Source organism: Streptomyces sp. STAM6, assembly GCF_054963715.1.
The window spans coordinates 179,762-205,444 of sequence record NZ_JBUEFZ010000010.1 but is presented as its reverse complement, the minus strand read 5'-3'; the positions used below and the strand labels follow the sequence as shown (position 1 = coordinate 205,444).

General features: G+C 71.5%; 20 protein-coding genes. 10 read left to right on the top strand and 10 right to left on the bottom strand.

From position 1 onward, the window contains the following. The first annotated feature begins 33 nt into the window (after nucleotides 1-33). The 3 genes from ACY34K_RS15445 to ACY34K_RS15435 all read left to right on the top strand — a co-directional run bounded on the left by ACY34K_RS15445 (nucleotide 34) and on the right by ACY34K_RS15435 (nucleotide 2,758). Nucleotides 34-762: a ComF family protein gene (locus ACY34K_RS15445; RefSeq protein WP_462747200.1), complete on the top strand. Its 729-nt coding sequence runs from the start codon at nucleotides 34-36 to the stop codon at nucleotides 760-762. Nucleotides 763-1,096: 334 nt separating this feature from the next. Further along, a complete protein-coding gene (hpf, locus tag ACY34K_RS15440) occupies nucleotides 1,097-1,786 on the top strand; it encodes a ribosome hibernation-promoting factor, HPF/YfiA family (RefSeq protein WP_462747198.1) in 690 nt (229 codons plus the stop codon). Between the two features lie 198 nt (nucleotides 1,787-1,984). Next, the gene (locus ACY34K_RS15435; RefSeq protein ID WP_462747197.1) at nucleotides 1,985-2,758 is read left to right on the top strand and encodes a response regulator; all 774 of its coding nucleotides are present in this window, start codon (nucleotides 1,985-1,987) and stop codon (nucleotides 2,756-2,758) included. Between the two features lie 12 nt (nucleotides 2,759-2,770). Here the strand turns inward: ACY34K_RS15435 and ACY34K_RS15430 are convergent, their stop codons facing one another. Together ACY34K_RS15430 and ACY34K_RS15425 are read right to left on the bottom strand one after the other, a co-directional pair. Further along, nucleotides 2,771-3,961, bottom strand: a complete 1,191-nt coding sequence (locus ACY34K_RS15430) for a winged helix-turn-helix domain-containing protein (RefSeq protein ID WP_462747195.1) — start codon at nucleotides 3,959-3,961, stop codon at nucleotides 2,771-2,773. Between the two features lie 131 nt (nucleotides 3,962-4,092). Further along, entirely contained in the window at nucleotides 4,093-4,665 is a 573-nt protein-coding gene (locus ACY34K_RS15425; RefSeq protein ID WP_462747193.1) for a GNAT family N-acetyltransferase, read from the bottom strand. 242 nt (nucleotides 4,666-4,907) lie between these two features. On the opposite strand from ACY34K_RS15425, the gene secA reads away from it, so the two are divergent. After that, complete coding sequence (secA, locus tag ACY34K_RS15420; RefSeq protein ID WP_462747191.1) at nucleotides 4,908-7,724, top strand: preprotein translocase subunit SecA; 2,817 nt, start codon at nucleotides 4,908-4,910, stop codon at nucleotides 7,722-7,724. Between the two features lie 158 nt (nucleotides 7,725-7,882). Here the strand turns inward: secA and ACY34K_RS15415 are convergent, their stop codons facing one another. Beyond that, nucleotides 7,883-8,377: an Rv3235 family protein gene (locus ACY34K_RS15415; RefSeq protein WP_462747189.1), complete on the bottom strand. Its 495-nt coding sequence runs from the start codon at nucleotides 8,375-8,377 to the stop codon at nucleotides 7,883-7,885. Between the two features lie 277 nt (nucleotides 8,378-8,654). On the opposite strand from ACY34K_RS15415, the gene ACY34K_RS15410 reads away from it, so the two are divergent. Together ACY34K_RS15410 and ACY34K_RS15405 are read left to right on the top strand one after the other, a co-directional pair. Next, nucleotides 8,655-9,161: a DUF6912 family protein gene (locus ACY34K_RS15410; RefSeq protein WP_462747187.1), complete on the top strand. Its 507-nt coding sequence runs from the start codon at nucleotides 8,655-8,657 to the stop codon at nucleotides 9,159-9,161. A 50-nt stretch (nucleotides 9,162-9,211) separates the two neighbouring features. Beyond that, nucleotides 9,212-9,883, top strand: coding sequence for an HAD family hydrolase (locus ACY34K_RS15405; protein ID WP_462747220.1), 672 nt, complete (start codon nucleotides 9,212-9,214; stop codon nucleotides 9,881-9,883). 11 nt (nucleotides 9,884-9,894) lie between these two features. Here the strand turns inward: ACY34K_RS15405 and ACY34K_RS15400 are convergent, their stop codons facing one another. Next, nucleotides 9,895-10,461, bottom strand: a complete 567-nt coding sequence (locus ACY34K_RS15400; RefSeq protein ID WP_462747186.1) for a DJ-1/PfpI family protein — start codon at nucleotides 10,459-10,461, stop codon at nucleotides 9,895-9,897. Nucleotides 10,462-10,859: 398 nt separating this feature from the next. Here ACY34K_RS15400 and ACY34K_RS15395 point away from each other — a divergent pair, with 398 nt between their 5' ends. Continuing rightward, a complete protein-coding gene (locus ACY34K_RS15395; protein ID WP_462747184.1) occupies nucleotides 10,860-15,809 on the top strand; it encodes an NAD-glutamate dehydrogenase in 4,950 nt (1,649 codons plus the stop codon). A gap of 125 nt (nucleotides 15,810-15,934) precedes the next feature. On the opposite strand, the gene ACY34K_RS15390 is transcribed toward ACY34K_RS15395, so the two are convergent. The 3 genes from ACY34K_RS15390 to ACY34K_RS15380 are packed head-to-tail and all read right to left on the bottom strand — an operon-like array spanning nucleotide 15,935 to nucleotide 18,891. Beyond that, a complete protein-coding gene (locus ACY34K_RS15390; protein ID WP_462747182.1) occupies nucleotides 15,935-17,161 on the bottom strand; it encodes a glycosyltransferase 87 family protein in 1,227 nt (408 codons plus the stop codon). Between the two features lie 37 nt (nucleotides 17,162-17,198). Beyond that, nucleotides 17,199-17,990 carry an ABC transporter ATP-binding protein gene (locus ACY34K_RS15385; protein ID WP_462747180.1) on the bottom strand — a complete coding sequence of 264 codons (792 nt, stop codon included), beginning with the start codon at nucleotides 17,988-17,990 and terminating at the stop codon, nucleotides 17,199-17,201. Continuing rightward, nucleotides 17,983-18,891 carry an ABC transporter permease gene (locus ACY34K_RS15380; RefSeq protein WP_462747178.1) on the bottom strand — a complete coding sequence of 303 codons (909 nt, stop codon included), beginning with the start codon at nucleotides 18,889-18,891 and terminating at the stop codon, nucleotides 17,983-17,985. Before ACY34K_RS15380 ends, ACY34K_RS15385 begins: the two co-directional genes overlap by 8 nt. A gap of 118 nt (nucleotides 18,892-19,009) precedes the next feature. Here ACY34K_RS15380 and ACY34K_RS15375 point away from each other — a divergent pair, with 118 nt between their 5' ends. From ACY34K_RS15375 to ACY34K_RS15365, 3 genes are all read left to right on the top strand, one after another. Then, nucleotides 19,010-19,627 carry a TetR/AcrR family transcriptional regulator gene (locus ACY34K_RS15375; protein ID WP_462747177.1) on the top strand — a complete coding sequence of 206 codons (618 nt, stop codon included), beginning with the start codon at nucleotides 19,010-19,012 and terminating at the stop codon, nucleotides 19,625-19,627. Between the two features lie 85 nt (nucleotides 19,628-19,712). After that, nucleotides 19,713-20,339, top strand: coding sequence for a dTDP-4-dehydrorhamnose 3,5-epimerase family protein (locus ACY34K_RS15370; RefSeq protein ID WP_462747176.1), 627 nt, complete (start codon nucleotides 19,713-19,715; stop codon nucleotides 20,337-20,339). A gap of 112 nt (nucleotides 20,340-20,451) precedes the next feature. Further along, nucleotides 20,452-22,623 carry a HEAT repeat domain-containing protein gene (locus tag ACY34K_RS15365; protein WP_462747174.1) on the top strand — a complete coding sequence of 724 codons (2,172 nt, stop codon included), beginning with the start codon at nucleotides 20,452-20,454 and terminating at the stop codon, nucleotides 22,621-22,623. A gap of 3 nt (nucleotides 22,624-22,626) precedes the next feature. On the opposite strand, the gene rfbD is transcribed toward ACY34K_RS15365, so the two are convergent. Genes rfbD through ACY34K_RS15350 form a run of 3 tightly spaced genes read right to left on the bottom strand, consistent with a single transcriptional unit; the run spans nucleotide 22,627 to nucleotide 25,543 of the window. Next, entirely contained in the window at nucleotides 22,627-23,493 is an 867-nt protein-coding gene (rfbD, locus tag ACY34K_RS15360; RefSeq protein ID WP_462747173.1) for a dTDP-4-dehydrorhamnose reductase, read from the bottom strand. Next, nucleotides 23,490-24,479 (bottom strand): dTDP-glucose 4,6-dehydratase, encoded by a 990-nt coding sequence (gene rfbB, locus ACY34K_RS15355; protein WP_462747172.1) that lies wholly within the window; start codon nucleotides 24,477-24,479, stop codon nucleotides 23,490-23,492. The genes rfbD and rfbB overlap by 4 nt, the downstream gene beginning before the upstream one ends. Then, nucleotides 24,476-25,543, bottom strand: a complete 1,068-nt coding sequence (locus tag ACY34K_RS15350) for a glucose-1-phosphate thymidylyltransferase (protein ID WP_462747170.1) — start codon at nucleotides 25,541-25,543, stop codon at nucleotides 24,476-24,478. The genes rfbB and ACY34K_RS15350 overlap by 4 nt, the downstream gene beginning before the upstream one ends. Between the last annotated feature and the right edge of the window lie 140 nt (nucleotides 25,544-25,683).

The window sequence follows — 25,683 nt, the reverse complement described above, 5'->3', positions numbered from 1 at the left end:
GCCGCGGTCCGCGGCCCGCGGCACAGTGATGTCATGCGGGGATGGTGGCGGGAGATCACCGGCCTCGTGCTGCCGGTCGCCTGCGGGGGCTGCGGTGCCCCTCGTACCCAGCTGTGCGAGGCGTGCGCACGGGCCTTGTACGGGGCGCCGGCCCGTCGGGTACGGCCCGTGCCGGAGCCGGCCGGCCTGCCGGTCGTGCACGCCGCCGCGCCCTACGCCGACGCCGTACGGGCGGTTCTCCTCGGTCACAAGGAGCGCGGGGCGCTCGGGCTGGCCCGGCCGCTCGGAAAGGCCCTGGCAGTGGCCGTCAGAGCCGCTGTACCGCCGTCTGACGGCTCGCGGGCCGGACCCGTGCTGCTGGTACCGGTGCCGTCCCCGCGGCGCGCGGTGCGGGCACGTGGCCACGACGCGGGCCGGCGGCTCGCCCTGGCGGCCGCCGCGGAGCTGCGGCGTACGGGGACGGCGGCCCGGGCCCTGCCGGTGCTGCGGCAGCGCCGGCACGTGGCGGACCAGTCCGGGCTGGACGCACGGGGGCGCATGGCCAACCTGACGGGAGCGCTGGCCACCGGGGACGGGGCGGGCCGGCTCCTGGCGGGCGGACGCGTGGTGGTCGTGGACGACCTGATGACCACCGGCGCCTCGATCGCCGAAGCGATCAGGGCACTGCGTGCCACGTCGGGGCGCCCCGGCCCGGGATTCGCACACCTGAGCGCTGCGGTGATCGCCGCTCCACCGGATTCGTTCGAAATAAACCGGAACTGACAGGGAAGTTTCAACGTTGCTGGTGGTAAGAGAGTCGAACCACCTGATTGGACGTACGTGCTGGTAGCGGGTGCCGACACCCGTCCTAGCGAGCTATGTTCGGTTGTGAGGAATGGCGAAAGCCGCGCTTCACCGAATGCACTGTTGTGCTTCCGGACGGATTCCGGGACTGGACAGGACATACGAGGTTGGTGGGGTGGGGATCTTGTCGACTGGGGAGGAGGAGGTCGAAGTCGCCAAGTCCGAGGCTCCGGTGTTCATCGGGGCCTGGTGCAACAGGGAGACGCTCGCCGGCTGCTGAGCCGGTGGGAGCGATCCGGGAACGGAGTTCTGCGTGGACATCGTCGTCAAGGGCCGCAAGACCGAGGTGCCCGAGCGGTTCCGCAAGCACGTGGCCGAGAAGCTGAACCTGGAGAAGATCCAGAAGCTCGACGGCAAGGTGATCAGCCTCGACGTCGAGGTGTCCAAGGAGCACAACCCGCGGCAGGCCGACCGGTCCGACCGCGTGGAGATCACCCTCCACTCCCGAGGCCCGGTGATCCGGGCGGAGGCGGCTGCAGGCGACCCGTACGCAGCGCTTGACCTGGCCACGGGCAAGCTCGAGGCGCGGCTGCGCAAGCAGCACGACAAGCGCCACACGCGCCGTGGCACCGGCCGGCTGACCGCGGCCGAGGTGGCCGACGCCGTTCCGGGCGTGGCCCGGCTGAACGGGAACGGCGCCGTCGTGACCGAGGAGCGGGCGGAGACCATCCCCACCACCAGGATGGGCTCGCTCGAAGTGCGCGGTGAGGGGCCGCTGGTGGTGCGCGAGAAGACGCACACCGCCGCCCCGATGACGCTCGACCAGGCGCTCTACGAGATGGAGCTGGTCGGGCACGACTTCTATCTGTTCGTCGACTCGGAAACCAAGCAACCCAGCGTCGTCTACCGGCGGCACGCCTACGACTACGGCGTCATCCACCTCGAGAGCGACCCGCTGGCCGGGTCCGAAGGAAGCGGCGCCGGCGGCGCGCTCGGCGGCTGACGGCCCTCGCCCCACCTCCGTCCAGTGGTGCCCCTGGAGCGCCTCGTGCGCCCCCAGGGGCACCCCCGTGCCACCACAGGATCACCGCTTCGTCGTCCGGGCATGAAATCATGGCGACGCGCGCCAACCGGTGCGCTCTCGACTCCGGTTGGCGTACCGACCATGACCATCAGGCCACGGCCTTCAGGGGGAGGAACGATGGCGGACAGCTTCGGCCCGGTGCACCACCCGGGCGGCTCCGGCGCCCCGGCGGGCGGGGCGGACGCCGGGAGCGATCCCGGCCCCGACGCGGACGACGGCACGTCCCGCAAAGAGCCCATCAGGGTCCTCGTGGTCGACGACCACGCGCTCTTCCGGCGGGGACTGGAGATCGTCCTCGCGCAGGAGGAGGACATCCAGGTGGTCGGGGAGGCGGGCGACGGCGCGGAAGCCGTCGACAAGGCCGCCGACCTGCTCCCGGACATCGTGCTGATGGACGTCCGGATGCCCAAGCGCGGCGGCATCGAAGCCTGCACCTCCATCAAGGAAGTGGCCCCCAGCGCGAAGATCATCATGTTGACGATCAGCGACGAGGAGGCCGACCTCTACGACGCGATCAAGGCGGGCGCGACCGGCTATCTCCTCAAGGAGATCTCCACCGACGAGGTGGCCACCGCCATCCGAGCCGTCGCCGACGGGCAGTCGCAGATCAGCCCCTCGATGGCCTCCAAGCTGCTCACCGAGTTCAAGTCGATGATCCAGCGCACCGACGAGCGCAGGCTCGTTCCGGCGCCGCGGCTGACCGACCGGGAGCTGGAGGTCCTCAAGCTGGTCGCCACCGGCATGAACAACCGGGACATCGCCAAGGAGTTGTTCATCTCCGAGAACACCGTGAAGAACCACGTCCGCAACATCCTGGAGAAGCTCCAGCTGCACTCCAGGATGGAAGCGGTGGTCTACGCGATGCGGGAGAAGATCCTCGAGATCAGATAGCCCCGGCGGGGATCAGATCAGCGCGGCCGTCAGCTCGGCGGTGAGCTCCGGGCGGTCGACCCGCTCGACACGGACGGAATCGCAGCCCACCCATTCGGCGGCCTCCCGCAGCGCCTGAGCCATCGGGCGTACGGCCTTGGGGCCGTCCAGCGACACCTGCTTCGCCACCAGCGTCCTGCCCTCGCGCGCCGGATCGACGCGGCCCAGCAGTTTCCCGCCCGCCAGCAGCGGCATCGCGAAGTAGCCGTGTATGCGCTTCTGCTTCGGGACGTACGCCTCCAGACGGTGGACGAAGCCGAAGATCCGCTCCGTGCGCGCCCGCTCCCAGATCAGCGAGTCGAACGGCGACAGCAAGGTCGTACGGTGCCGGCCGCGCGGCTCGGTCGCGAGCGCCTTCGGATCCGCCCAGGCCGGCTTCTCCCAGCCCTGCACCCGCACCGGTACCAGCCCCGAGTCGGCGACCACCGCGTCGAACTGCTCACCCTTGATCCGGTGGTAGTCGGCGATGTCCGCGCGGGTACCCACCCCCAGCGCCTCACCCGCCAGCCTGACCAGCCGACGGAGGCACTCGGTGTCGTCCAGCTCGTCATGGAGCAGGTGATCCGGGATCGCGCGCTCGGCCAGGTCGTACAGGCGCTTCCAGCCGCGCCGCTCGGTGCACACGACCTCGCCGTACATCAGCGCCCGCTCGACGGCGACCTTCGACGCAGACCAGTCCCACCACTCGCCGCCGTTCTTCGCGCCACCGAGCTCGGTCGCGGTCAGGGGGCCCTCGGCGCGCAGCTGCTTGATCACCGTGTCGTACGCGCTGTCCGGAAGGTCGTGGTACCACTGCGGGCGGTTGCGGTAGGCGCGGCGGCGGAAGGCGAAGTGCGGCCACTCCTCGACCGGCAGGATGCACGCCGCGTGCGACCAGTACTCGAAAGCGTGGGGTGGTGCCGGAGGCTCGCCTTTCGACGCGGTGGTCCAGTACGCGGTGTCGACCGCGGTCCGGCCGACCGCGCCCAGCCGCGCGTACGGAATCAGCTCGTGGGAGCGCGCCAGCACGGAGATCGTGTCCAGCTGCACCGCACCCAGATGACGCAGGACGCCGCGCACCCCCGCGCGCCGGTCCGGAGCTCCCAGGAAACCCTGGGCGCGCAGCGCGATGCGACGGGCCTCGTCGGCGGAGAGTTCGGCGGTGGGAGGCGGCAGGGTCGTCATGGCTCCGCACGATAGACGGGGCCACTGACAATCGGTTCCGGTCGGCAGGAGCCCGGTCCGCGGCGTCTCCGGCGAGCGGGCGACCCGGCCGGCAGCGGACCGGTGGGCCGGGCCGCTGAGCCGTGGGCCGGTCAGCCGCGGGCCGGGAGATAGGGGGTGGGGCCCGGGAGGTCCAGGTCCGAGGGGAGCAGCGAGCCGATCCAGCAGTCACGGCGCGTCTGGCGGTGGTCGTGGCCGGCCCGCAGGACGCCCTCCACCGTGAAGCCGGCCTTCTCGGCCACGGCCCGCGAGCCGGTGTTGCCCACTTCTGCCCGCCACTCCAGGCGGGAGCAGCCGAGGGCGGTGAAGGCCCAGCGGGCCAGCGCCGAGACGGCTTCCGCGGTGTAGCCCCGGCCCCGGTGCTCCTTGACCGTCCAGAAGCCGATCTCCCACGTGCCCGGGCCGGGGTGGTGCAGGCTCGTCGAGGCGAGGAGCGGCCCGCCCTCACGGAGCCGCACGGAGAAGGTGTACTCGGTGTCCTCCCGCCAGCCGTCCGGGACGGTCCGGCCGGTGAAGTGCTCCGCGTGCTGCTGTTCGTACGGCCACGGCAGGGGGATCCAGCGCTGGATGTCGGGGTCCTGGACGGCGGCGCGCACCTCGTCGGTGTCCGCGGGGGTGAAGGCGCTCAACAGCAGGCGTTCGGTGATCAGGGTGGTGGGCTCCATGTGAGGATTCTGGTTCCGCCCGAGTGCACTGTGCGAGCACTTTTCGGTACGGGCGGCACCTTCCAGGCGTCCCGTGCGTTCTCCTTACCGGGCAGCAGTCGGCCTCCCGGGGTGGAGGAGCTCCCGGCGCAGCGGGGTCCTCGCTTACGATGGCCGTTGCGGTGGGGCCCACCTGCCGTGCCCGTGCCCGTGTCCATGACAAGACCCAGTGCCAGGCCCGACCGGCAAGGAGACCAGCCTCAGTGTCCGTCTTCAACAAGCTCATGCGTGCAGGCGAAGGCAAGATCCTGCGCAAACTGCACCGCATCGCGGACCAGGTCAACTCCATCGAAGAGGACTTCGTCAACCTCTCCGACGCCGAGTTGCGGGCGCTCACCGAGGAGTACAAGGAGCGCTACGCCGACGGCGAGAGCCTCGACGACCTGCTCCCGGAGGCGTTCGCGACCGTCCGCGAGGCGGCCAAGCGCGTGCTCGGCCAGCGTCACTACGACGTCCAGCTGATGGGTGGCGCCGCGCTGCACCTCGGCTACGTCGCCGAGATGAAGACCGGTGAGGGCAAGACCCTCGTCGGCACGCTCCCGGCGTATCTGAACGCGCTGTCCGGCAAGGGCGTCCACCTGATCACGGTCAACGACTACCTGGCCGAGCGTGACTCCGAGATGATGGGCCGGGTGCACAAGTTCCTCGGCCTGTCGGTCGGCTGCATTCTGGCCAACATGTCGCCCGCACAGCGCCGCGAGCAGTACAACTGCGACATCACGTACGGCACGAACAACGAGTTCGGCTTCGACTACCTGCGCGACAACATGGCGTGGTCCAAGGACGAGCTCGTCCAGCGCGGCCACAACTTCGCCTGTGTCGACGAGGTCGACTCCATCCTGGTCGACGAGGCCCGTACGCCGCTGATCATCTCCGGCCCGGCCGACCAGGCCACCAAGTGGTACGGCGACTTCGCCAAGCTCGTCACCCGCCTCACCCGGGGCGAGCCCGGCAACCCGCTCAAGGGCATCGAGGAGACCGGCGACTACGAGGTCGACGAGAAGAAGCGCACGGTCGCCATCCACGAGGCCGGTGTGTCCAAGGTCGAGGACTGGCTGGGGATCGACAACCTCTACGAGTCGGTCAACACCCCCCTCGTCGGTTATCTGAACAACGCCATCAAGGCGAAGGAACTGTTCAAGAAGGACAAGGACTACGTCGTCATGGACGGCGAAGTCATGATCGTCGACGAGCACACCGGCCGCATCCTCGCCGGCCGCCGCTACAACGAGGGCATGCACCAGGCGATCGAGGCGAAGGAAGGGGTGGACATCAAGGACGAGAACCAGACCCTCGCCACGATCACCCTCCAGAACTTCTTCCGCCTCTACGACAAGCTGTCGGGCATGACCGGTACGGCCATGACCGAGGCCGCCGAGTTCCACCAGATCTACAAGCTGGGCGTCGTCCCGATCCCGACGAACAGGCCGATGATCCGCAAGGACCAGTCGGACCTGATCTACCGCACCGAGGTGGCCAAGTTCGCCGCCGTCGTCGACGACATCGCGGAGAAGCACGAGAAGGGCCAGCCGATCCTCGTCGGTACGACGTCGGTCGAGAAGTCCGAGTACCTGTCGCAGCAGCTGTCCAAGCGCGGCATCCAGCACGAGGTGCTCAACGCCAAGCAGCACGACCGTGAGGCGACGATCGTCGCCCAGGCCGGCCGCAAGGGCGCCGTCACCGTCGCCACGAACATGGCCGGCCGTGGTACGGACATCAAGCTCGGCGGCAACCCCGACGACCTCGCCGAGGCGGAGCTGCGCCAGCGCGGCCTCGACCCGGTCGAGCACGTCGAGGAGTGGGCCGCGGCCCTGCCCGCCGCTCTGGAGAAGGCCGAGCTGGCGGTCAAGGCCGAGTTCGAAGAGGTCAAGTCGCTGGGCGGGCTCTACGTGCTCGGCACCGAGCGGCACGAGTCACGGCGTATCGACAACCAGCTGCGCGGCCGTTCCGGCCGTCAGGGCGACCCCGGCGAGTCCCGGTTCTACCTGTCGCTCGGCGACGACCTGATGCGGCTGTTCAAGGCCCAGATGGTCGAGCGCGTCATGGCGATGGCCAACGTGCCGGACGACGTGCCGATCGAGAACAAGATGGTCACGCGGGCCATCGCGTCCGCCCAGTCGCAGGTCGAGCAGCAGAACTTCGAGACGCGCAAGAACGTCCTGAAGTACGACGAGGTGCTCAACCGGCAGCGCGAGGTCATCTACGGCGAGCGCCGCCGCGTCCTGGAGGGCGAGGACCTGCACGAGCAGGTTCGGCACTTCATGGACGACACGATCGACGCGTACATCCAGGCGGAGACCGTCGAGGGCTTCGCCGAGGAGTGGGACCTCGACCGGCTGTGGGGCGCCTTCAAGCAGCTCTACCCGGTGAAGGTGACCGTCGAGGAGCTCGAGGAGGCCGTCGGCGACCGGGCCGGCATCACCGCCGAGTTCATCGCCGAGATGGTCAAGGAGGACATCCACGAGCAGTACGACGCGCGTGAGAAGCAGCTCGGCTCGGACATCATGCGCGAGCTGGAGCGCCGCGTGGTGCTGTCGGTCCTCGACCGCAAGTGGCGTGAGCACCTCTACGAGATGGACTACCTCCAGGAGGGCATCGGCCTGCGCGCCATGGCCCAGAAGGACCCGCTCGTCGAGTACCAGCGCGAGGGCTTCGACATGTTCACCGCGATGATGGAGGGCATCAAGGAGGAGTCCGTCGGCTACCTGTTCAACCTGGAGGTCCAGGTCGAGCAGCAGGTCGAGGAGGTCCCGGTGCAGGACGCGGCCGCCAAGACCTCCCTGGCCAAGGAGGACGCCGTGCCCGCCGGCGCGGGGCGCCCGGAGATCCGGGCCAAGGGCCTGGACGCGCCGCAGCGTCCGGACCGGCTGCACTTCACCGCGCCGAAGGTCGACGGGGACGGCAGCATCGTCGAGGGCGACTTCGACAGCGGTGAGGGCCCGGCCCGCTCGGAGTCCGACGGCATGACCCGCGCGGAGCGCCGCAAGGCGCAGAAGGGCGGCCGCCGCCGCAAGAAGTGACCCTGGGTCCAGCGGTCTTCGGGGCCGGTCACGCGTGTGTCGCGTGACCGGCCCCGCTTCGTTCCGCCGGCCGGACCCACAGGGCCTTCCCGGCGTTCCCGGCGTTCCCGAGCGTCCCTGTGCCCGGCTGAGCCCCGCCCGGTGGCCGCCCGGCCGGGTCATGGGGAGATGCGGCTCCCGCCCAGTTCCACGGCCGCGCAGCGCCACTTGCGGTCCCTGCCCTGCTCGAGGCGGAAGGCCATCGCCCGGACCTGCTCGCCCGCCGCGACGCTCGCGTACGCCTCCACGACGCCCGGCCGCAGGGGGGAGCCGCCGCACCGGCGGATCACGGCACGGGCGCCCCGGCCGCGCAGCGGCGCGCTGGGGGCGAGACGGATCAGCTGGTCGTAGGCCTCGCCGACGGTCTGGCCGAGCATCCAGTGGACCGGGCGCTCCCCGCTCAGCACGGCGAGCAGGCGCTCGGCGAACACCGCGTGCGGCGGGCGGGGCCGACGGCCCGCACCCCCGCCCGCGGCCGGAGCGGGGCGGCGCTGGTCGCGGCGCCCGCCGGGACCGGTCGTCGCGCGTGCGCCGGGCCTCGCCGTGCCGGTCCTGGCCGTGGCGGTGCGAGTGGTGGTGCCGGTGCTGGCGGTGGTGCGGGTGGTGGTGTCCATGGTGATCGCCCCCGGTGCTCGCCGACCCGGTGATACCGGTCGGTAACTTCTGTTGGGGATCTTGTACGGGCGGGCCGGGAGCACCCGCAATGAACATGTGTCTCCCCCGGCTCCGGAGCGCGGATCACCTATCCGGACGACCGAGGCACTGGTGGCGCGTGGCAAGGGCGTGGAGGAGTGTTGCCAGGTGGACGAAGCGGCCCGTCGGGCACCGGGCCCCGAAGGGGGACGCGCACGTATCCTGAAAGGCGTCTCCCGACTACGAAAGCGGCCTGCCATGCGCGTGTACGTCCCCCTGACGCTCCCCGGTCTCGCACAGGCGCACACAGCGGGCGAGCTCGGCCCCGGCCCGCTGACGGCCTACGCCGTGACGCCCGGGCTGCGCGAGTGGTACGTCTCCGACGACATCGAGGAGCTCGAGTACGCGGCGCTGAGCCGGGCGGCGGCCGCCTCACTGCGGCTGATCGCCGGAGACCCCGGCGCCCCGCGCAGGCGGGTCGTCGTGGCGGTCGACGTACCGGACGGGGCCGCGGTCGCCGACCCCGACGGCGGGCTGCACGCCTCGTCGGTCGGCGAGGTGCGGATCGCCCGTGCGGTGCCGCTGGCCAAGGCGGCCGCGGTGCACGCCGACGGCGACGACGCGGAGGCCGATGTGTCGGCCGCGGCGGACGCCCTGGGCGCGGCGGACCTGGGCGACGACGACGCGCAGTTCACGGTGGACGGCGCGGAGGATCACGAGCTGCTGTGGTTCGGGGTGCAGGAAATCCCCAACCTCATCGGCTGACGGGCCGGTTGTCGGACCCGGTCGGTACGGTTTCGGGGATGGGGAAGGGTATGGGGAAGCGCGGCGCTCACCTGGTGTGGGACTGGAACGGCACGCTGCTGGACGACACCGCCGCGGTCATCGGCGCGACGAACGCGGCGTTCGCGGAGATAGGCCTCGAGCCGATCACCCTCGCGCAATACCGCGAGCTGTACTGCGTGCCCGTGCCGTTGTTCTACGAGCGGCTCATGGGGCGGTTGCCCACGGAGGACGAGTGGGCGCTGATGGACGGGGCGTTCCACCGCCACTACTGGGCCAGGGCCGACGCGTGCGGGCTGACCGTCGGCGCCGCGGATCTGCTGGCGTCCCGGCAGCACGCCGGGTACACCCAGTCGCTGCTCTCGCTGGCCCCGCACGAGCATCTCGTACCGATCGTGCGGCGTCACGGCATCGAGGAGCGGTTCGTCCGCGTGGACGGGCGGATCGGCGCGTCCACGGCGGGCAAGGCCGAGCACATGGTGCGGCACCTGCTGGCGCTGGACGGCACCGTGGCCTCGTCGCCCGAGCGGATCGTCGTGATCGGGGACGCCGCGGACGACGCGGTGGCGGCGGCGCACGTGGGCGCCAGGGCGGTGCTGTACACGGGCGGCTCGCACAGCCGCGCCAGCCTCGAAGCGGCGGGTGTGCCGGTCGTGGACACCCTGGACGAGGCCGTCGCGGTCGCGGAGGAACTGGCGGGCTGACGCCGCTTCGCTCAGGTCGTCGGCGACTTCGCCCGGAGGATCCGGAGGAACTCCCGCATCCACGCCGGGTGGTCCGGCCAGACGCGGGAGGAGACCAGGGTGCCGTCCACCACGGCCTCGGTGTCCTGGAAGGTGGCGCCGGCGGCCTGCATGTCCAGTTCCAGGGCCGGATAGGCGGTCACCCGGCGGCCCTCCAGCGCGCCCACCGCGGCCGTCAGCTGCGGGCCGTGGCAGATCTGGGCCACCGGTTTGTCCGCGTCGAAGAAGGACTTCAGGATCTTGCGCAGTTCGGGGTCGTTGCGGAGATACTCGGGGGCCCGGCCGCCCGGGACGACCACCGCCACGTACTGGCTCGGCTCGACTTCCGAAAAGGCAAGATCGGCGGGCCAGCTGTAGCCCGGCTTCTCGGTGTAGGTGTCGAAGCCCGGCTCGAAGTCGTGGACGACGAACCGCAGCTTCTTGCGTGCGGGGGCGGCGATGTGGACCTCGTACCCCTCCTCGCGCAGCCGCTGGTACGGGTACAGAACCTCGAGGGACTCCGCCGCGTCGCCGGTGACGATCAGGATCTTGGCTGCCATGACTGCTGCTCCCCGGAAGTCGGAGGTCAACGTACGTCGGTCCTATCAGTGTGCCCAGACCGCCCGTGTCGCTGTCCAGAGTGTCAAACTTCGGGCCCCTCTTTTGTACACATACGGCTCATGACGGCCCAGGGGTGAGGAGCGATAGCCTGGACCCGTGATCAGCGCGATATGCCGTGGAGGCAGCGAAGCCTCCACCCCACGCCCGGCACGCTACAGCGCCCGGGCGATGCTCGATCACCCCAATCCGGCCCGGACGCCAAAAATGGCTGATAACCGCCCGGACATCTCTCATCGCGGCATAGCGTCGATTCCGACCGGAAACCCCGCGTCGTGGCGTTGTGTCACTTCTCATTTCCCCTACGTCACGCAACGGCGCGCGACAGGAGCCAGAGGACATGCAGACCAAGCTGGACGAAGCCAAGGCCGAGCTGCTCGAACGGGCCGCCCGGGTAGCTGAGCACAGTCCGGTCGGGGGGCAACTCACGACCGGGCCGGACACCGGGGAGCGTCCGGACCAGGACATGCTGCTCGACTACCTCCAGCGCTACTACCTGCACACCGCTCCTGAAGACCTCACGGACCGCGACCCGGTCGACGTCTTCGGCGCGGCGCTCTCCCACTACCGGCTGGCCGAAAACCGTCCCCAGGGCACGGCCAACGTGCGCGTCCACACGCCGACCGTCGAGGAGAACGGCTGGACCTGCAGCCACTCCGTCGTCGAGGTCGTCACGGACGACATGCCGTTCCTCGTCGACTCCGTCACCAACGAGCTCTCCCGCCAGGGCCGTGGCATCCACCTCGTGGTCCACCCCCAGGTCCCCGTCCGCCGCGACGTGACCGGCAAGCTCGTCGAGGTCCTCCCCGAGTCCGCCGCCAGGGCCGCCCAGCAGCAGCACGACGTGCTGATCGAGAGCTGGATCCACGTCGAGATCGACCGCGAGACCGACCGGGGCGACCTCAAGCAGATCACCGCCGACCTGCTGCGCGTCCTGTCCGACGTCCGTGAGACGGTCGAGGACTGGGAGAAGATGCGCGACGCCTCGCTGCGCATCGCCGAGCAGCTGCCGAACGAGCCGATCGCCTCCGACCTGCGTGAGAGCGAGGTCGAGGAGGCCCGGGAGCTGCTGCGCTGGCTCTCCGAGGACCACTTCACCTTCCTCGGGTACCGCGAGTACGAGCTGACCGCGGACGACGCCCTGCGGGCCATCCCCGGCACCGGCCTCGGCATCCTGCGCTCCGACCCGCACCACGCGGAGGACGAGGCCCACCCCGTCTCGCCGTCCTTCAACCGGCTGCCGCGTGACGCCCGCGCCAAGGCCCGTGAGCACAAGCTGCTCATCCTGACCAAGGCCAACAGCCGCGCCACCGTCCACCGGCCGTCCTACCTCGACTACGTCGGCGTGAAGAAGTTCGACGCCGAGGGCAACGTCATCGGCGAGCGCCGCTTCCTGGGCCTGTTCTCGTCCGCGGCGTACACCGAGTCCGTCCGCCGCGTGCCCGTCATCCGCCGCAAGGTCGAGGAGGTCCTCGACGCGGCCGGCTTCTCGCCGAACAGCCACGACGGCCGCGACCTGCTCCAGATCCTGGAGACCTACCCGCGCGACGAGCTCTTCCAGACGCCGGTGGACAAGCTCCGCGAGATCGTCACCAGCGTGCTCTACCTGCAGGAGCGCCGCCGGCTGCGGCTGTACCTGCGCCAGGACGAGTACGGCCGCTACTACTCGGCCCTCGTCTACCTGCCGCGCGACCGGTTCACCACCGGCGTCCGGCTGCGCCTCATGGACATCCTCAAGGAGGAGCTCGGCGGCACCAGCGTCGACTTCACCGCCTGGAACACCGAGTCGATCCTCTCCCGGATCCACTTCGTCGTCCGCGTCCCACAGGGCACCGAGCTCACCCCGCTGACCGACGCCGACGTCGAGCGCGTGGAGGGCCGGCTCGTCGAGGCCGCCCGCTCCTGGGCCGACGGCTTCGCCGACGCGCTCAACGCGGAGCTCGGCGAGGAGCGCGCCGCCGAGCTGCTGCGCCGGTACGGCAACTCCTTCCCCGAGGGGTACAAGGCCGACCACAGCCCGCGCGCCGCCGTCGGCGACCTGGTCCAGCTGGAGCAGCTGGCCCGGGGCGAGAAGGAGTTCGCGCTCTCGCTGTACGAGCCGGTCGGCGCCGGCCCCGGCGAGCGCCGCTTCAAGATCTACAAGGCCGGTGCACAGGTCTCCCTCTCCGCTGTCCTGCCGGTCCTCAACCGGCTCGGCGTCGAGGTCGTCGACGAGCGCCCGTACGAGCTGCGCTGCTCGGACCGTACCCAGGCGTGGATCTACGACTTCGGGCTACGCATGCCGCACGGCAACGGCGACTACGTCGCCGACGACGCGCGTGAGCGGTTCCAGGAGGCGTTCGCCGCGTCCTGGACCGGCCGGGCCGAGAACGACGGCTTCAACGCGCTGGTGCTGAGCGCCAAGCTGAACTGGCGCGAGGCGATGGTGCTGCGCGCGTACGCCAAGTACCTGCGCCAGGCCGGTTCGACCTTCAGCCAGGACTACATGGAGGACACCCTCCGCAACAACGTCCACACCACCCGGCTGCTGGTGTCGCTCTTCGAGGCCCGGATGGCGCCGGAGCGCCAGCGCGCCGGCACCGAGCTGATCGACGGGCTCCTGGAGGAGCTGGACGGCGCCCTCGACCAGGTCGCGTCCCTCGACGAGGACCGCATCCTGCGGTCGTTCCTCACCGTCATCAAGGCCACCCTGCGGACCAACTTCTTCCAGAAGACCGAGAGCGGCGAGCCGCACGACTACGTCTCGATGAAGTTCGACCCGCAGGCCATCCCGGACCTCCCGGCGCCCCGCCCGGCGTTCGAGATCTGGGTGTACTCGCCGCGGGTCGAGGGCGTCCACCTGCGCTTCGGCAAGGTCGCCCGAGGAGGCCTGCGCTGGTCCGACCGGCGTGAGGACTTCCGTACCGAGATCCTCGGACTGGTCAAGGCGCAGATGGTGAAGAACACCGTCATCGTGCCGGTCGGCGCCAAGGGCGGCTTCGTCGCGAAGCAGCTCCCGGACCCGGCCGTCGACCGCGACGCCTGGCTCGCCGAGGGCATCGCCAGCTACCGGACCTTCATCTCCGCGCTGCTCGACATCACCGACAACCTGGTGGCGGGCGAGGTCGTGCCGCCGGCCGACGTCGTCCGGCACGACGAGGACGACACCTACCTCGTCGTCGCCGCCGACAAGGGCACCGCCACCTTCTCCGACATCGCCAACGAGGTCGCCGTCGCCTACGGCTTCTGGCTCGGTGACGCGTTCGCGTCCGGCGGCTCCGCCGGATACGACCACAAGGGCATGGGCATCACGGCCCGCGGCGCCTGGGAGTCCGTCAAGCGGCACTTCCGCGAGCTCGGCCACGACACCCAGACGCAGGACTTCACCGTCGTCGGCGTCGGCGACATGTCCGGTGACGTCTTCGGCAACGGGATGCTGCTCTCCGAGCACATCCGGCTGGTAGCGGCCTTCGACCACCGCCACATCTTCATCGACCCGAACCCGGACGCGGCCGTCTCCTACGCCGAGCGGCGCCGCCTGTTCGAGCTGCCGCGCAGCTCCTGGGCCGACTACGACAAGGAGCTGCTGTCCGCGGGCGGCGGCATCCACCCCCGTTCCGCCAAGTCGATCCCGGTCAACGCGCACATGCGGGCGGCCCTCGGCATCGAGGGCACGGTCACCAAGCTGACCCCCGCCGAGCTGATGAAGGCGATCCTCCAGGCGCCGGTCGACCTGCTGTGGAACGGCGGCATCGGTACGTACGTCAAGGCCGCCACCGAGTCGCACGCCGACGTCGGTGACAAGGCCAACGACGCCATCCGCGTCAACGGCGAGGACCTGCGCGTCAAGGTCGTCGGCGAGGGCGGCAACCTGGGCCTGACCCAGCTCGGCCGGATCGAGTTCGACCGCAAGGGCGGCCCCGAGGGCAAGGGCGGCCGGGTCAACACCGACGCCATCGACAACAGCGCCGGCGTGGACACCTCCGACCACGAGGTGAACATCAAGATCCTGCTCAACGGTCTGGTCACCGAGGGCGACATGACCGTCAAGCAGCGCAACAAGATCCTCGCGGAGATGACCGACGAGGTCGGCGCGCTGGTGCTGCGCAACAACTACGCGCAGAACGTGGCCCTGGCCAACGCCGTGATCCAGTCCCCGTCCCTGCTCCACGCCCACCAGCGCTTCATGCGCCGGCTGGGCCGGGAGGGACACCTCGACCGGGCGCTGGAGTTCCTGCCGAACGACCGGCAGATCCGCGAACTGCTGGGCCAGGGCAAGGGCCTCAGCCAGCCCGAGCTGGCGGTCCTGCTCGCCTACACCAAGATCACGCTGGCGGAGGAGCTGGTCCACACCGCCCTGCCGGACGACGTGTACCTGCGCGGGCTGCTCCACGCGTACTTCCCCTCGAAGCTGCGCGCGGAGTTCCCCGAGCACATCGACGCCCATGCGCTGCACCGCGAGATCATCACGACGGTGCTGGTCAACGACACGGTCAACACCGGTGGTTCGACCTTCCTGCACCGGCTCCGCGAGGAGACCGGCGCCTCCACCGAGGAGATCGTCCGGGCGCACACCGCGGCCCGCGCGATCTTCGGCCTCGGCGAGGTGTGGGACGCCGTCGAGGCCCTGGACAACAAGGTCGCGGCCGATGTCCAGACCCGCATCCGGCTGCACTCGCGCCGGCTGGTCGAGCGCGGTACCCGGTGGCTGCTGGGCAACCGGCCGCAGCCGGTGCAGCTCGCCGAGACCATCGACTTCTTCGCCGAGCGGGTGGAGACGGTCTGGGCGAAGCTGCCGCAGCTGCTGCGCGGCGCGGACCTGGAGTGGTACGAGTCGATCGTCACCGAGCTCACCGAGGAGGGTGTGCCCGAGGAGCTCGCGCTGCGGGTCGGAGGATTCTCGTCGGCCTTCCCGACGCTCGACATCGTCCAGATCGCGGACCGCACCGGCAAGGACCCGCTGGCCGTCGCCGAGGTCTACTACGACCTGGCGGACCGGCTGAGCATCACGCAGCTGATGGACCGGATCATCGAGCTGCCGCGCACCGACCGCTGGCAGTCCATGGCCCGCGCCTCCATCCGCGAGGACCTGTACGCGGCGCACGCCGGGCTGACGGCGGACGTGCTGACCGCCGGCAACGGCACCTCGACGCCGGAGCAGCGGTTCAAGGCCTGGGAGCAGAAGAACGCCGCGATCCTGAGCCGGGCGCGCACGACGCTCGACGAGATCCAGAGTTCGGACGCGTTCGACCTGGCGAACCTGTCGGTGGCGATGCGGACGATGCGCACCCTGCTGCGTTCGCACACCTGAGGCACGCCGGCAGCGGAGTGCCGGTGACCGGTGAGTGAAGGGGCGCCCGCCCGAGTGGTGGGCGCCCCTTCGCGTCATCCGCCGCGCGGGCGATGTCCGGGGCGGGGCCCTCGGCCGGCGCGGCGTCAGCCGATCCAGTCCTCCAGCGACTTGGGGGCGGAGGCGGCCCACAGGCGGCGGCAGGACACCAGCGCGGCGGCGAGCAGCAGCGCGTTGCGCAGCACCATGACCGCGCAGCCCAGGGGTGTCACGGCCAGGACGTCCTCGTACAGCACGGGGTAGGCCAGGGTGCTGAGCGCGGCGGCCGGTACCAGCAGGAGGGCGACCGAGCGCTGGCTGGTCTCACGGCAGGTGAGGCAGACCGCCGCCAGGCCCAGCAGCCAGATCATGTACTGGGGGCTGATGACCCGGCTCGTGACGGTGAAGAGCAGGACGGCGGCGAGCGCGGCGTCCGGCAGGGTGGCCGGGCTCCAGCGCCGCGCCCTGACCCGCCACAGCAGCAGCCAGCAGAACGCGGCGGTGGTGAGCAGCAGGGCGAGATGCGCCACGCTCGACACGTACGGCCCGACGAGCTCGAAGGCCCCGTACTGGTACCGCACCTCGCCCGGCCAGCCGGCGAGGCGGGCCACGGACAGGGCCGTGCCGCCGAGCGACTCGATCTGCACACCGCGGTCGCCCTGCTGGCGCAGGAAGTCGAGGCTGTGGCTGAAGCCGAGCAGGAGGAGGCCGAGCAGCGCGCCCGCCGTGACGACCGCGGCGGTCCAGGACTGACGGGTGGTGCGGCCGCGGTCCGTGCCGAACAGGGCGAGCGCCGGCCACACCTTGACCATGGCGCCGATTCCGGCGAGGACGCCCCCGAGGCGCGTCCGACCCGTTCGTACCGCCAGCAGCGCGAACACGGCGAGGGCGGTGACCTGGACGTCGTACCGGGCGAGCGGCAGGTGAGCCAGCAGCGGCAGCCCGCCCACCCACACCCAGGCGCCGCTGCCCCCGACACGGGCGAGGGCGACGGCGACGGCCAGGTCGGCGAACAGGGTCAGGGCCACGAACGCCTGGAAGTAGGTCAGTCCGGGCACCAGCCCGGGCGCCAGGAAGACCAGGCCCGCTCCGGGCGGGTACTGCCAGGAGGCGTCGCCGAACGGGAAGTCTCCCGCGGAGAGCCGTCCGTACCAGTGCTGGTACTGCAGGTAGACCTCGCGGGCGATCCCGCCGATGCCGAGGCTGTCGTCCCACAGCAGCAGGAGCATCCCGGCACGGGTGAGGACCCAGACGGAGAGCAGGGCGGGCATGTAGGGTCGCCGGCCACTGAACCGGGGGGTCCGGGTGGGTGCGCTGATCCGATACGTCGTCATCCCGCCGCACTTTAGAGCATTATGTCCGGAATTCAGACTATTTCTTCTTCGTGTGTGCCTCGTACGCGTCGACGACGTCCCCCGCCGGGCCGTCCATCATGAGACTCCCGGCCTCCAGCCAGATTGCCCGGTCGCAGGTCTGCCGGACGGTCGAGTTGCTGTGGGTGACGAGGAAGACCGTGCCCGCCTCCTGGCGCAGCTCGTTGATCCGCTCCTGGCTGCGGCGCTGGAACCTCGCGTCGCCGGTCGCCAGCGCCTCGTCGATCAGCAGGACGTCGTGGCTCTTCGCGGCGGCGATGGAGAACCGCAGCCGGGCGCCCATCCCGGAGGAGTACGTGCGCATGGGCAGCGAGATGAAGTCGCCCTTCTCGTTGATCCCCGAGAAGTCCACGATCTCCTCGTAGCGCTCCTGGATCTCCTCGCGGGACATGCCCATCGCGAGCCCGCCCAGGACGACGTTGCGCTCACCGGTCAGATCGCCCATCAGTGCCGCGTTCACACCGAGGAGGGAGGGCCGGCCGTGGGTGTAGATCCGGCCCTCGCTCGCCGGCAGAAGCCCGGCGATCGCCTTGAGCAGGGTCGACTTGCCCGATCCGTTGGAGCCGATCAGTCCGATCGCCTCGCCCTTGTACGCGGCGAAGCTGACGCCCTTGACGGCGTGGACCGTACGGGTGCCGGGGGGCGTACGCCGGCGTGACAGGAGCCTGCCGAGCGCGGCGGGGGCGCTGCTCCTGCCGGTGTTCCGGCCCGCGCCCTGGACGGTGTACTTCACATGGACGCCGTCGACCACGACGGTCGGGATCCGCTGTGCGGTGCGGGTGTCAGCCACGGCCGTACGTCTCCTCCGCCTTCCAGAACCAGATGAAGCCGCCCACCGACGCGAGCAGCGCCCAGCCGGTGGCGACGGCCCAGACGTGCGGCGGCAGCTGGTCCGAGGTGAAGCTGCCGATGAGCGCGAAGCGCACGAGGTCGATGTAGACGGCGGCCGGGTTGCACTCCAGCGCCAGCAGGACCGCGCGCGGCAGATGGTTGTTCGCCAGTACGTGCTGGACGCTCCACATCACGCCGGAGACGTACATCCAGGTGCGCAGGGCGAACGGCACCAGCTGTGCGATGTCGGGGGTGCGGGCCGCGAGCCGGGCCATCACCATCGAGGCGCCGGTGTTGAACAGCGCCTGGAGGAGGAGCGCCGGGGCCGCCAGCAGCCAGGACGGGCCGGGGGTCACGCCGAAGCAGAACAGGATGGCCACCAGGGCGCACAGCGAGAAGGCCAGCTGCTGGAGCTGCTGGAGCCCGAGTGCGATCGGCAGGCCGGCGCGCGGGAAGTGCAGGGCCCGCACCAGCCCCAGGTTGCCGCTGATGGCGCGGGTGCCGGCGGTGATCGAGCCGGCCGTGAAGGTCCAGATGAAGACGCCGGTCACCAGGAACGGCACGAAGTCGGGGACGCCGCTGCGGGTGTTCATCAGCACGCCGAAGATGAAGTAGTAGACCGTCGCGTTGAGTAGCGGGGTCATCACCTGCCACACCTGGCCCAGCCGGGCCTGGCTGTACTGCGCGGTCAGGCGGGCCGTCGCGAAGGCGGTGATGAAGTGCCGGCGTGACCAGAGCTGCCGGACGTACTCCCGGAGCGGAGGGCGCGCGCCGCTGACGGTCAGCCCGTGCCGCAGGGCGAGCGCCCGCAGATCGTCGGCCGGCTCCACCGGCGGCGGGGCGAGTGTCCGGGTGCTCACGACGGCGGTCCCCTCTCAGTGGTCGGAGCGACGGAACGGAACCGTATCGTCGCCACGTCGAGAGTAGGGCGCGGTCACGTCGGAACGCAACCGTCCCGTCGTCACGTGGGCGGCGGCTATGATCCGGGTCATGACGACGCAGCCCGGGACCCCACGCCGCGCGCCCGCCGGAGCGGCGGTGCTCCGGGAGGACGTGACGGACGCCATCCGTGCCGCCGTCTTCGAGGAGCTGGCCGCGGTCGGCTTCGCCCGCATGTCCATCGAGGGCATCGCCCGCCGGGCCGGCGTGGGCAAGACCGCCGTCTACCGGCGCTGGAAGTCCAAGCTGTCGCTCGTGCTCGACCTGGTGACCGCCTTCGCGGCCCAGGGCCTGCCCGCACCGGCGACCGGCTCGCTCTACGGGGACGTGCGCGCCCTGCTCGAAGTCGCCTCGCACACACTGCGCCACCCCGTCGCCTCGCAGGTCATCCCGGACCTCCTGGTCGAGGCCGCCCGCCACCCCGAGATCGCCGACGCCGTCAAGGCGGCCCTGCTCGACAGCCAGCAGGGCGTGGCCGCCCTGGTCGTCAGGGACGCGGTCGCCCGCGGGGAACTCCCCGAGGGGACCGACCCCGACCGTGCCCTCGACCTGATCGTCGGACCGCTCTACTGGCGGCTCGTCGTGATCCGCACCGACCTCCCCGAGGGCTACCTCGACGACCTCGCCACGGCCGCCGTCGCCGCGCTCAGGAGCTGACGGTCACCCGTCCGGTCGTGGCCCGAGTGACGCCCCGGGCGCCAGGCGGTTGAGCCTGCCGACACGAAAGGACGGTGGGCCACCGATGCGTGAACTGAGCATTCAAGGCGCGTGGGTCATGGAACCGAAGATCTTCCGGGACGACCGCGGCACGTTCCACGAGTGGTTCCGGGCACCCGAGCTCGTGGAGGCCGCGGGCCACGGCCTCGGCCTCGCCCAGGCCAACTGCTCCGTCTCGGCCCGCGGCACCCTGCGCGGCATCCACTTCGCCGACGTGCCGCCCGGCCAGGCCAAGCACGTCACCTGCGTCCGCGGCGCCGTGCTCGACGTGATCGTCGACATCCGGACCGGCTCCCCGACCTACCGGGCCTGGGAGGCCGTGCCCCTCGACGACCGCGACCACCGCGCCGTCCACGTCGCCGAGGGCCTGGGCCACGCCTTCATCGCGCTCACCGACGACGCGACCGTCGTCTACCTCTGCTCGCGCGGCTACGCCCCCGCCCGCGAACACGGCGTCCACCCGCTCGACCCGGACCTCGCCATCGAATGGCCCGCCGGGCTCACCCCGGTCCTGTCCGAGAAGGACGCGTCGGCCCCCACCCTCGCCGAGGCGGAACGCCAGGGCCTGCTGCCGTCCTACACGGTCTGCGCCGACTGGTACGAGACGCTGCGGGCCGGCATCGCCCGTCCGCTGATCCCGGCGCAGCCGTGACCGGATCACCGGCACGGCCGTGACGGGCGCACCGGCGCCGCTCCGCGCCCGTGCCGGGCCACGGACGTGCCCGGGGCTGCCGGCCGCCGGGCCCTTCTGCCAGGATCCGCGCATGGATCTCGCACGCGCGCTCGACGGCCTCGACGACCAGCCCTGGCACACCACTTCGCACGCCTACGGAAGCGCCGACGACCTCCCGGACGTCCTCCGCGCGCTCGCCGGTGACGACCCGGGGGCGGCGGAGGAAGCCGTGTCCGAGCTGTACAGCAGCGTTCTGCACCAGGGCACGGTCTACCCCGCAACCGTCGCCGTGGTGCCCTTCCTCGCCCGGATCGCGTCGGCCGGACGCGCCGCGGCCGACATCCTCGGGCTGCTCGGCGGCATGGCGGAGAGCGAGGACGAGTGCGACACGGAACCCGGCGCCGTCCGGGCGGCCGTCGTCGCGCAGCTCCCGCTGATCCTGCCGCTGCTCTCCGACCGGGACACCGGGATACGGCAGGCCGCCGCCTGGGCCGCGGGACAGACCCGCGAAGCGTCCGTGCTGCCCGTACTGCGCGACCGCTGGGAGCACGAACGGGCGCCCCTGGTACGGGCGGAGCTGCTGACCGCGCTCGCCCGGCTGGACGCCGCCGGCGCCACCGTCCTCGCTGAAGCCGCACTCGACCCGGCCCAGGCACCCCACCTGCGCATCGCCGCCGTGTTCGCCTCCCTCGACGGTGGTGCGCCCTGGAGCGCGGCGCACCACGACACCGTCCTGTCCCTGCTCCCGGCCGACCCGCTGATGGTGAAGCGACTCGACATCGAACGCACGGAACCGCTGCACGCGATCGTCGGCGCGCTGCTGAACCGTGACACCGACGCCGACCGGGCCGCCGTGGCGGCCCTGCTGCACGCCGCACTGCGGGACGGCCGCGCCGAGGTCCGCACCGAAGCCCTGTGGGCGGCCGAACTGGCCTGCCGGGTCTCCCGCGGCCTGCCCCCGCTGCTCATGCCCGTCCTGCTCGAACTCGCCGCCGAGCCTGGCGCGGTGCGTGCCACGCTCCCCCTCCTCACCCTGCTCGGGCCCGCGGCGGCGGACGCCGCCCCGATGCTGGAGCGGACGGCCGACGGCGAGGGCGACGCCGCCGACGAGGCACTGGCCGCGCTCGCCGCCGTGGCACCCGAGCAGGCCGCGCGGCTGCTCGCCCGGCACCTGGGGCACCGGCCCCGCGCACTCGACGCCGCCGCCGGGTTCATGGCGCCGGCGGGCACGGTCTTCCCGTTCAACGCCGAGCTGCTGCACGCCGTGCGCGTCCGGCTGGCCGGGGACGACCCGCGGGCCGAGGAGCCCCTGCTGCTGATGAACCTGCTGCGGCAGTGGGGCCCGCGGGCCGCCCCGGCACTGCCGGAGCTGTACGCGGTGCTGCCCCGCTTCCCCGGCCGTGCGGCCGAGACGATCGCGGCGGTCGCGGCGGCCCCGGCCGGCCGTGCGGACACGGCCGAACGCCCCGGCGGCGACGAACGCGACCCGGGTGACGAGCGCGCACGGGCCGCCGGTGTGCTGCGCGAGGCGGCCGCCGACGGCTCGCTCGCGGTCGCGCGGGCGCTGTACGACCTGACCGGCGAGAGCGGCCCGCTCCTGGAGGTGCTCGACAGACGTCTGGAGGGTGGCCCCGACCTGGTCGTCGAAGCCGCCCGGACGGCCGCCGCACTCGGCCCGGGCGCCCGGGCCCTGCTCCCCGCCCTGCGGGACGCCGTGAGCGCGCCGCGCGCCGACGGCTCGTCCACCTCGCCGGAGCTCGACGCCGACGTGGCCGTCGCGGAAGCCCTCTGGCACGTCGCCGGGGAGACGGACACGCCGCTCGACATCCTGGGCTCGGTGCTGCGCCGGGCCGCCGGTGAGCCCTGGTTCTGCTGGAGCGCGGCACGTGCCGCGCGGGCGGCCGCCCTCCTCGGCCCGGCCGCACGTCCGCTGGTCCCGGGCCTGAGGAAGTTGCTCGACGACCCCGAGCAGGCGCCTTCCGCCGTCCTCGCCCTCGCCGCCGTCGCCGAACCGGACGCCCTGGACCGGACCGCGCTGGCCGAGGCCGCCCTGCGGTCCGCCGAACTGCGTGCCGACCTCATGGGGGCGTGCGACGCCCTGGAGGCGCTGGGCGCGGCGGCCCTGACACCGGACCAGGTCCGCCGCCTGAGGGTCCTCGCCGAGGGCGACACCCGCGTGACCGGAGCGGTGCTGGACCACGAGGTGGTCCGTGCGGACGAACGGCTGCGGGCGCGGCTGTGCGAGGTGCTCGCCGCGCGCTGACGGTCATCGCGGCCCGGCGGACCCGGTCCCGGACAGAGCGGGAAGCGCCTCCCGCAGCGCTTCCCGCCAGTCCCGCGGGGACGCGATCCCCGCCTCCCGCCACCGGCCGTGGCCGAGCACGCTGTAGGCGGGGCGGGGTGCCGGGCGGACGTAGGCCGCGCTCGTCGTCGCCCGGACCCGGGCCGGGTCGGCGCCCACGCCGCGGAAGACCTCACGGGCCAGGTCGCACCAGGTGCCCTCGCCCCCGTTGGTGGCGTGGTAGACACCGCCGGGCGCCCCGGAGCGGCCCAGGGCGACCAGCAGCCGGGCCACGTCCGCGGTCCATGTCGGCTGGCCGCGCTGGTCGTCGACCACGTCGAGGAACTCCCGGGTCGCCTCCAGCCGCAGCATCGTCCGGACGAAGTTGTTCCCGCCCGCCCCGTACAGCCACGCCGTGCGCACCACGTAGCCGCGTTCCGGCAGCAGTTCCAGCACGGCCCGCTCGCCGGCCAGCTTGGTCCTGCCGTAGGCCGTGCGGGGGCCCGGGACGGCGTCCTCCGGGTAGGGCACGCGCGCGTGGCCGCCGAAGACGTAATCGGTGGAGACGTGGAGCAGGGCGCAGCCGGCCGCGGCGCACGCCTCCGCCAGGTGCCGCACCGCCGTGCCGTTGACCGCGAGCGCCTCGGTCTCCCGGGACTCGGCGTCGTCCACCGCCGTCCACGCCGCGCAGTTCACGACGGCGCGCGGGCGCAGGGTCGTCAGGGCCGAGCGGACCGCGGCCGGGTCGCACACGTCCAGCCCTCCCCGGTCCAGACCCACCCCCTCGTCACCCAGGAGGGCCAGCACGTCCCGGGCCAGCATTCCGGCGGCGCCGGTCACGAGCCAGGTCACAGCGCCGCCCGGTCCAGCAGCGGCTGCCACCAGGAACGGTTCTGCTCGTACCAGGCGACGGTCTCCGCGAGCCCGGAGGAGAAGTCCTTGCGGGGCACGTACCCCAGTTCCTCGCGGATCTTCGTCCAGTCGACCGAGTACCGCCGGTCGTGCCCCTTGCGGTCCCCGACGTGGTCGACGCGCGACCAGTCGGCGCCGCAGGCCTCCAGCAGCAGTGCGGTCAGGTCACGGTTGGTCAGTTCCGTACCGCCGCCGATGTTGTAGATCCCGCCCGCCCGGCCCCGGGTGCGCACCAGTTCGACCGCCCGGACGTGGTCGTCGATGTGCAGCCAGTCCCGGACGTGCGAGCCGTCGCCGTACAGCGGCACCCGGCCGCCGTCGAGCAGCCGTGTGATGAACAGCGGAATGAGCTTCTCGGGGAAGTGGTGGTGGCCGTAGTTGTTGGAGCAGCGTGTCACCCGCACGTCGAGTCCGTGCGTGCGGTGGTACGACAGCGCCAGGAGATCGCCGGCCGCCTTGGTCGCGGCGTAGGGGGAGTTGGGCCGGACCGGCTCGTCCTCCGTCCACGAGCCGGTCTCCAGCGAGCCGTAGACCTCGTCCGTGGAGATCTGCACGAAGGTGCCGATACGGTTCCTCAGCGCCGCGTCGAGCAGGGTCTGCGTCCCCAGCACATTGGTGCGCACGAACGCGTCGGCGCCCTGGATGGACCGGTCCACGTGCGACTCGGCGGCGAAGTGCACGATCTCGTCGTGCTCGGAGACCAGCTTGTCGACCAGGACCGGGTCGCAGACGTCGCCGCGCACGAAGGCGAATTCCGGACGGTCGCGCACGGAGTGCAGGTTGGCCGGGTTGCCGGCGTAGGTGAGCCGGTCGAGGACGGTGATCTGGAGGCCGCCGGGGCCCTCGGGCCCCAGCAGCGTACGGACGTAGTGCGAGCCGATGAAACCGGCGCCGCCGGTCACCAGGACGCGAGTGACGGTGTTCATGCGGAGATCTGCACCTTGCTGTGATCGCCGAGCACCAGGCGGTGGGCGGCCGGGATGGGCGGGGCCGGGGTGATCTCGACGTTACGGCCGATCAGCGAGGCCTCCACGCGCCCCACGCCGAGCAGGGACGAGCCGCTGAGCACGATGGAGTACTCGATCTCACTGTCCGTCACCCGGCAGTCCTCCGCGATGGAGGTCGACGGCCCGATGTACGAGTTCTCCACGACCGTGTGGGCGCCGATGATGACCGGACCGACGATCCGCGAGCCGCGCACCGTCGCACCGCCGCCGATCCGTACCCGGCCGATGATCTCGGTGGCGTCGTCGACCGTGCCCTCGTTGTGCGGGGTCAGCAGTTCCAGGACCGACCGGTTGACCTCCAGCATGTCCGCGACGTTCCCGGTGTCCTTCCAATAGCCGGAGATGATCGTCGACTTGACGGTGCGCCGCTCGTCGATGAGCCACTGCAGGGCGTGGGTGATCTCCAGTTCGCCGCGGGCCGAGGGCCGGATGGACCGGACGGCCTCGTGCACGGCGGGGGAGAAGAGATAGACCCCCACGAGCGCCAGGTCGCTGCGCGGGACCGCGGGCTTCTCCTCCAGCCGTGCCACCCGCCCGTCGATGTCCAGCTCGGCCACGCCGAACGCGCGCGGGTCCGGGACCTTGGTCAGCAGGATCTGCGCGTCGGGCCGGGTCGAGCGGAACTCCTCGACCAGATCGGTGATCCCGCCGACGATGAAGTTGTCCCCGAGGTACATCACGAAGTCGTCGGAGCCGAGGAACTCCCGGGCGATCAGGACGGCATGGGCCAGTCCGAGCGGCGCGGCCTGGGGAATGTAGGTGACGTCCAGACCGAATCGGGAGCCGTCCCCCACCGCGGCCCGGATCTCCTCCGCCGTGTCGCCGACGATGATGCCGACGTCCCGGATGCCGGCCGCGGCGATCGATTCGAGTCCGTAGAAGAGCACCGGCTTGTTGGCGACCGGCACGAGCTGTTTGGCGAAGGTGTGCGTAATGGGGCGCAGCCGGGTGCCGGCGCCGCCGGAGAGTACGAGAGCTTTCACTTCGACCGACCTGACCTGGGGTGCGGGGATACGGAACAAGGTGCAGGTTGTGAACGAGAGTTGAGCGCCACGAATTACGTGATGGGCCATACGTGTGATTCGGGAATTCATTTCCGGGGCGATAACGCCTCCCTGCGGGC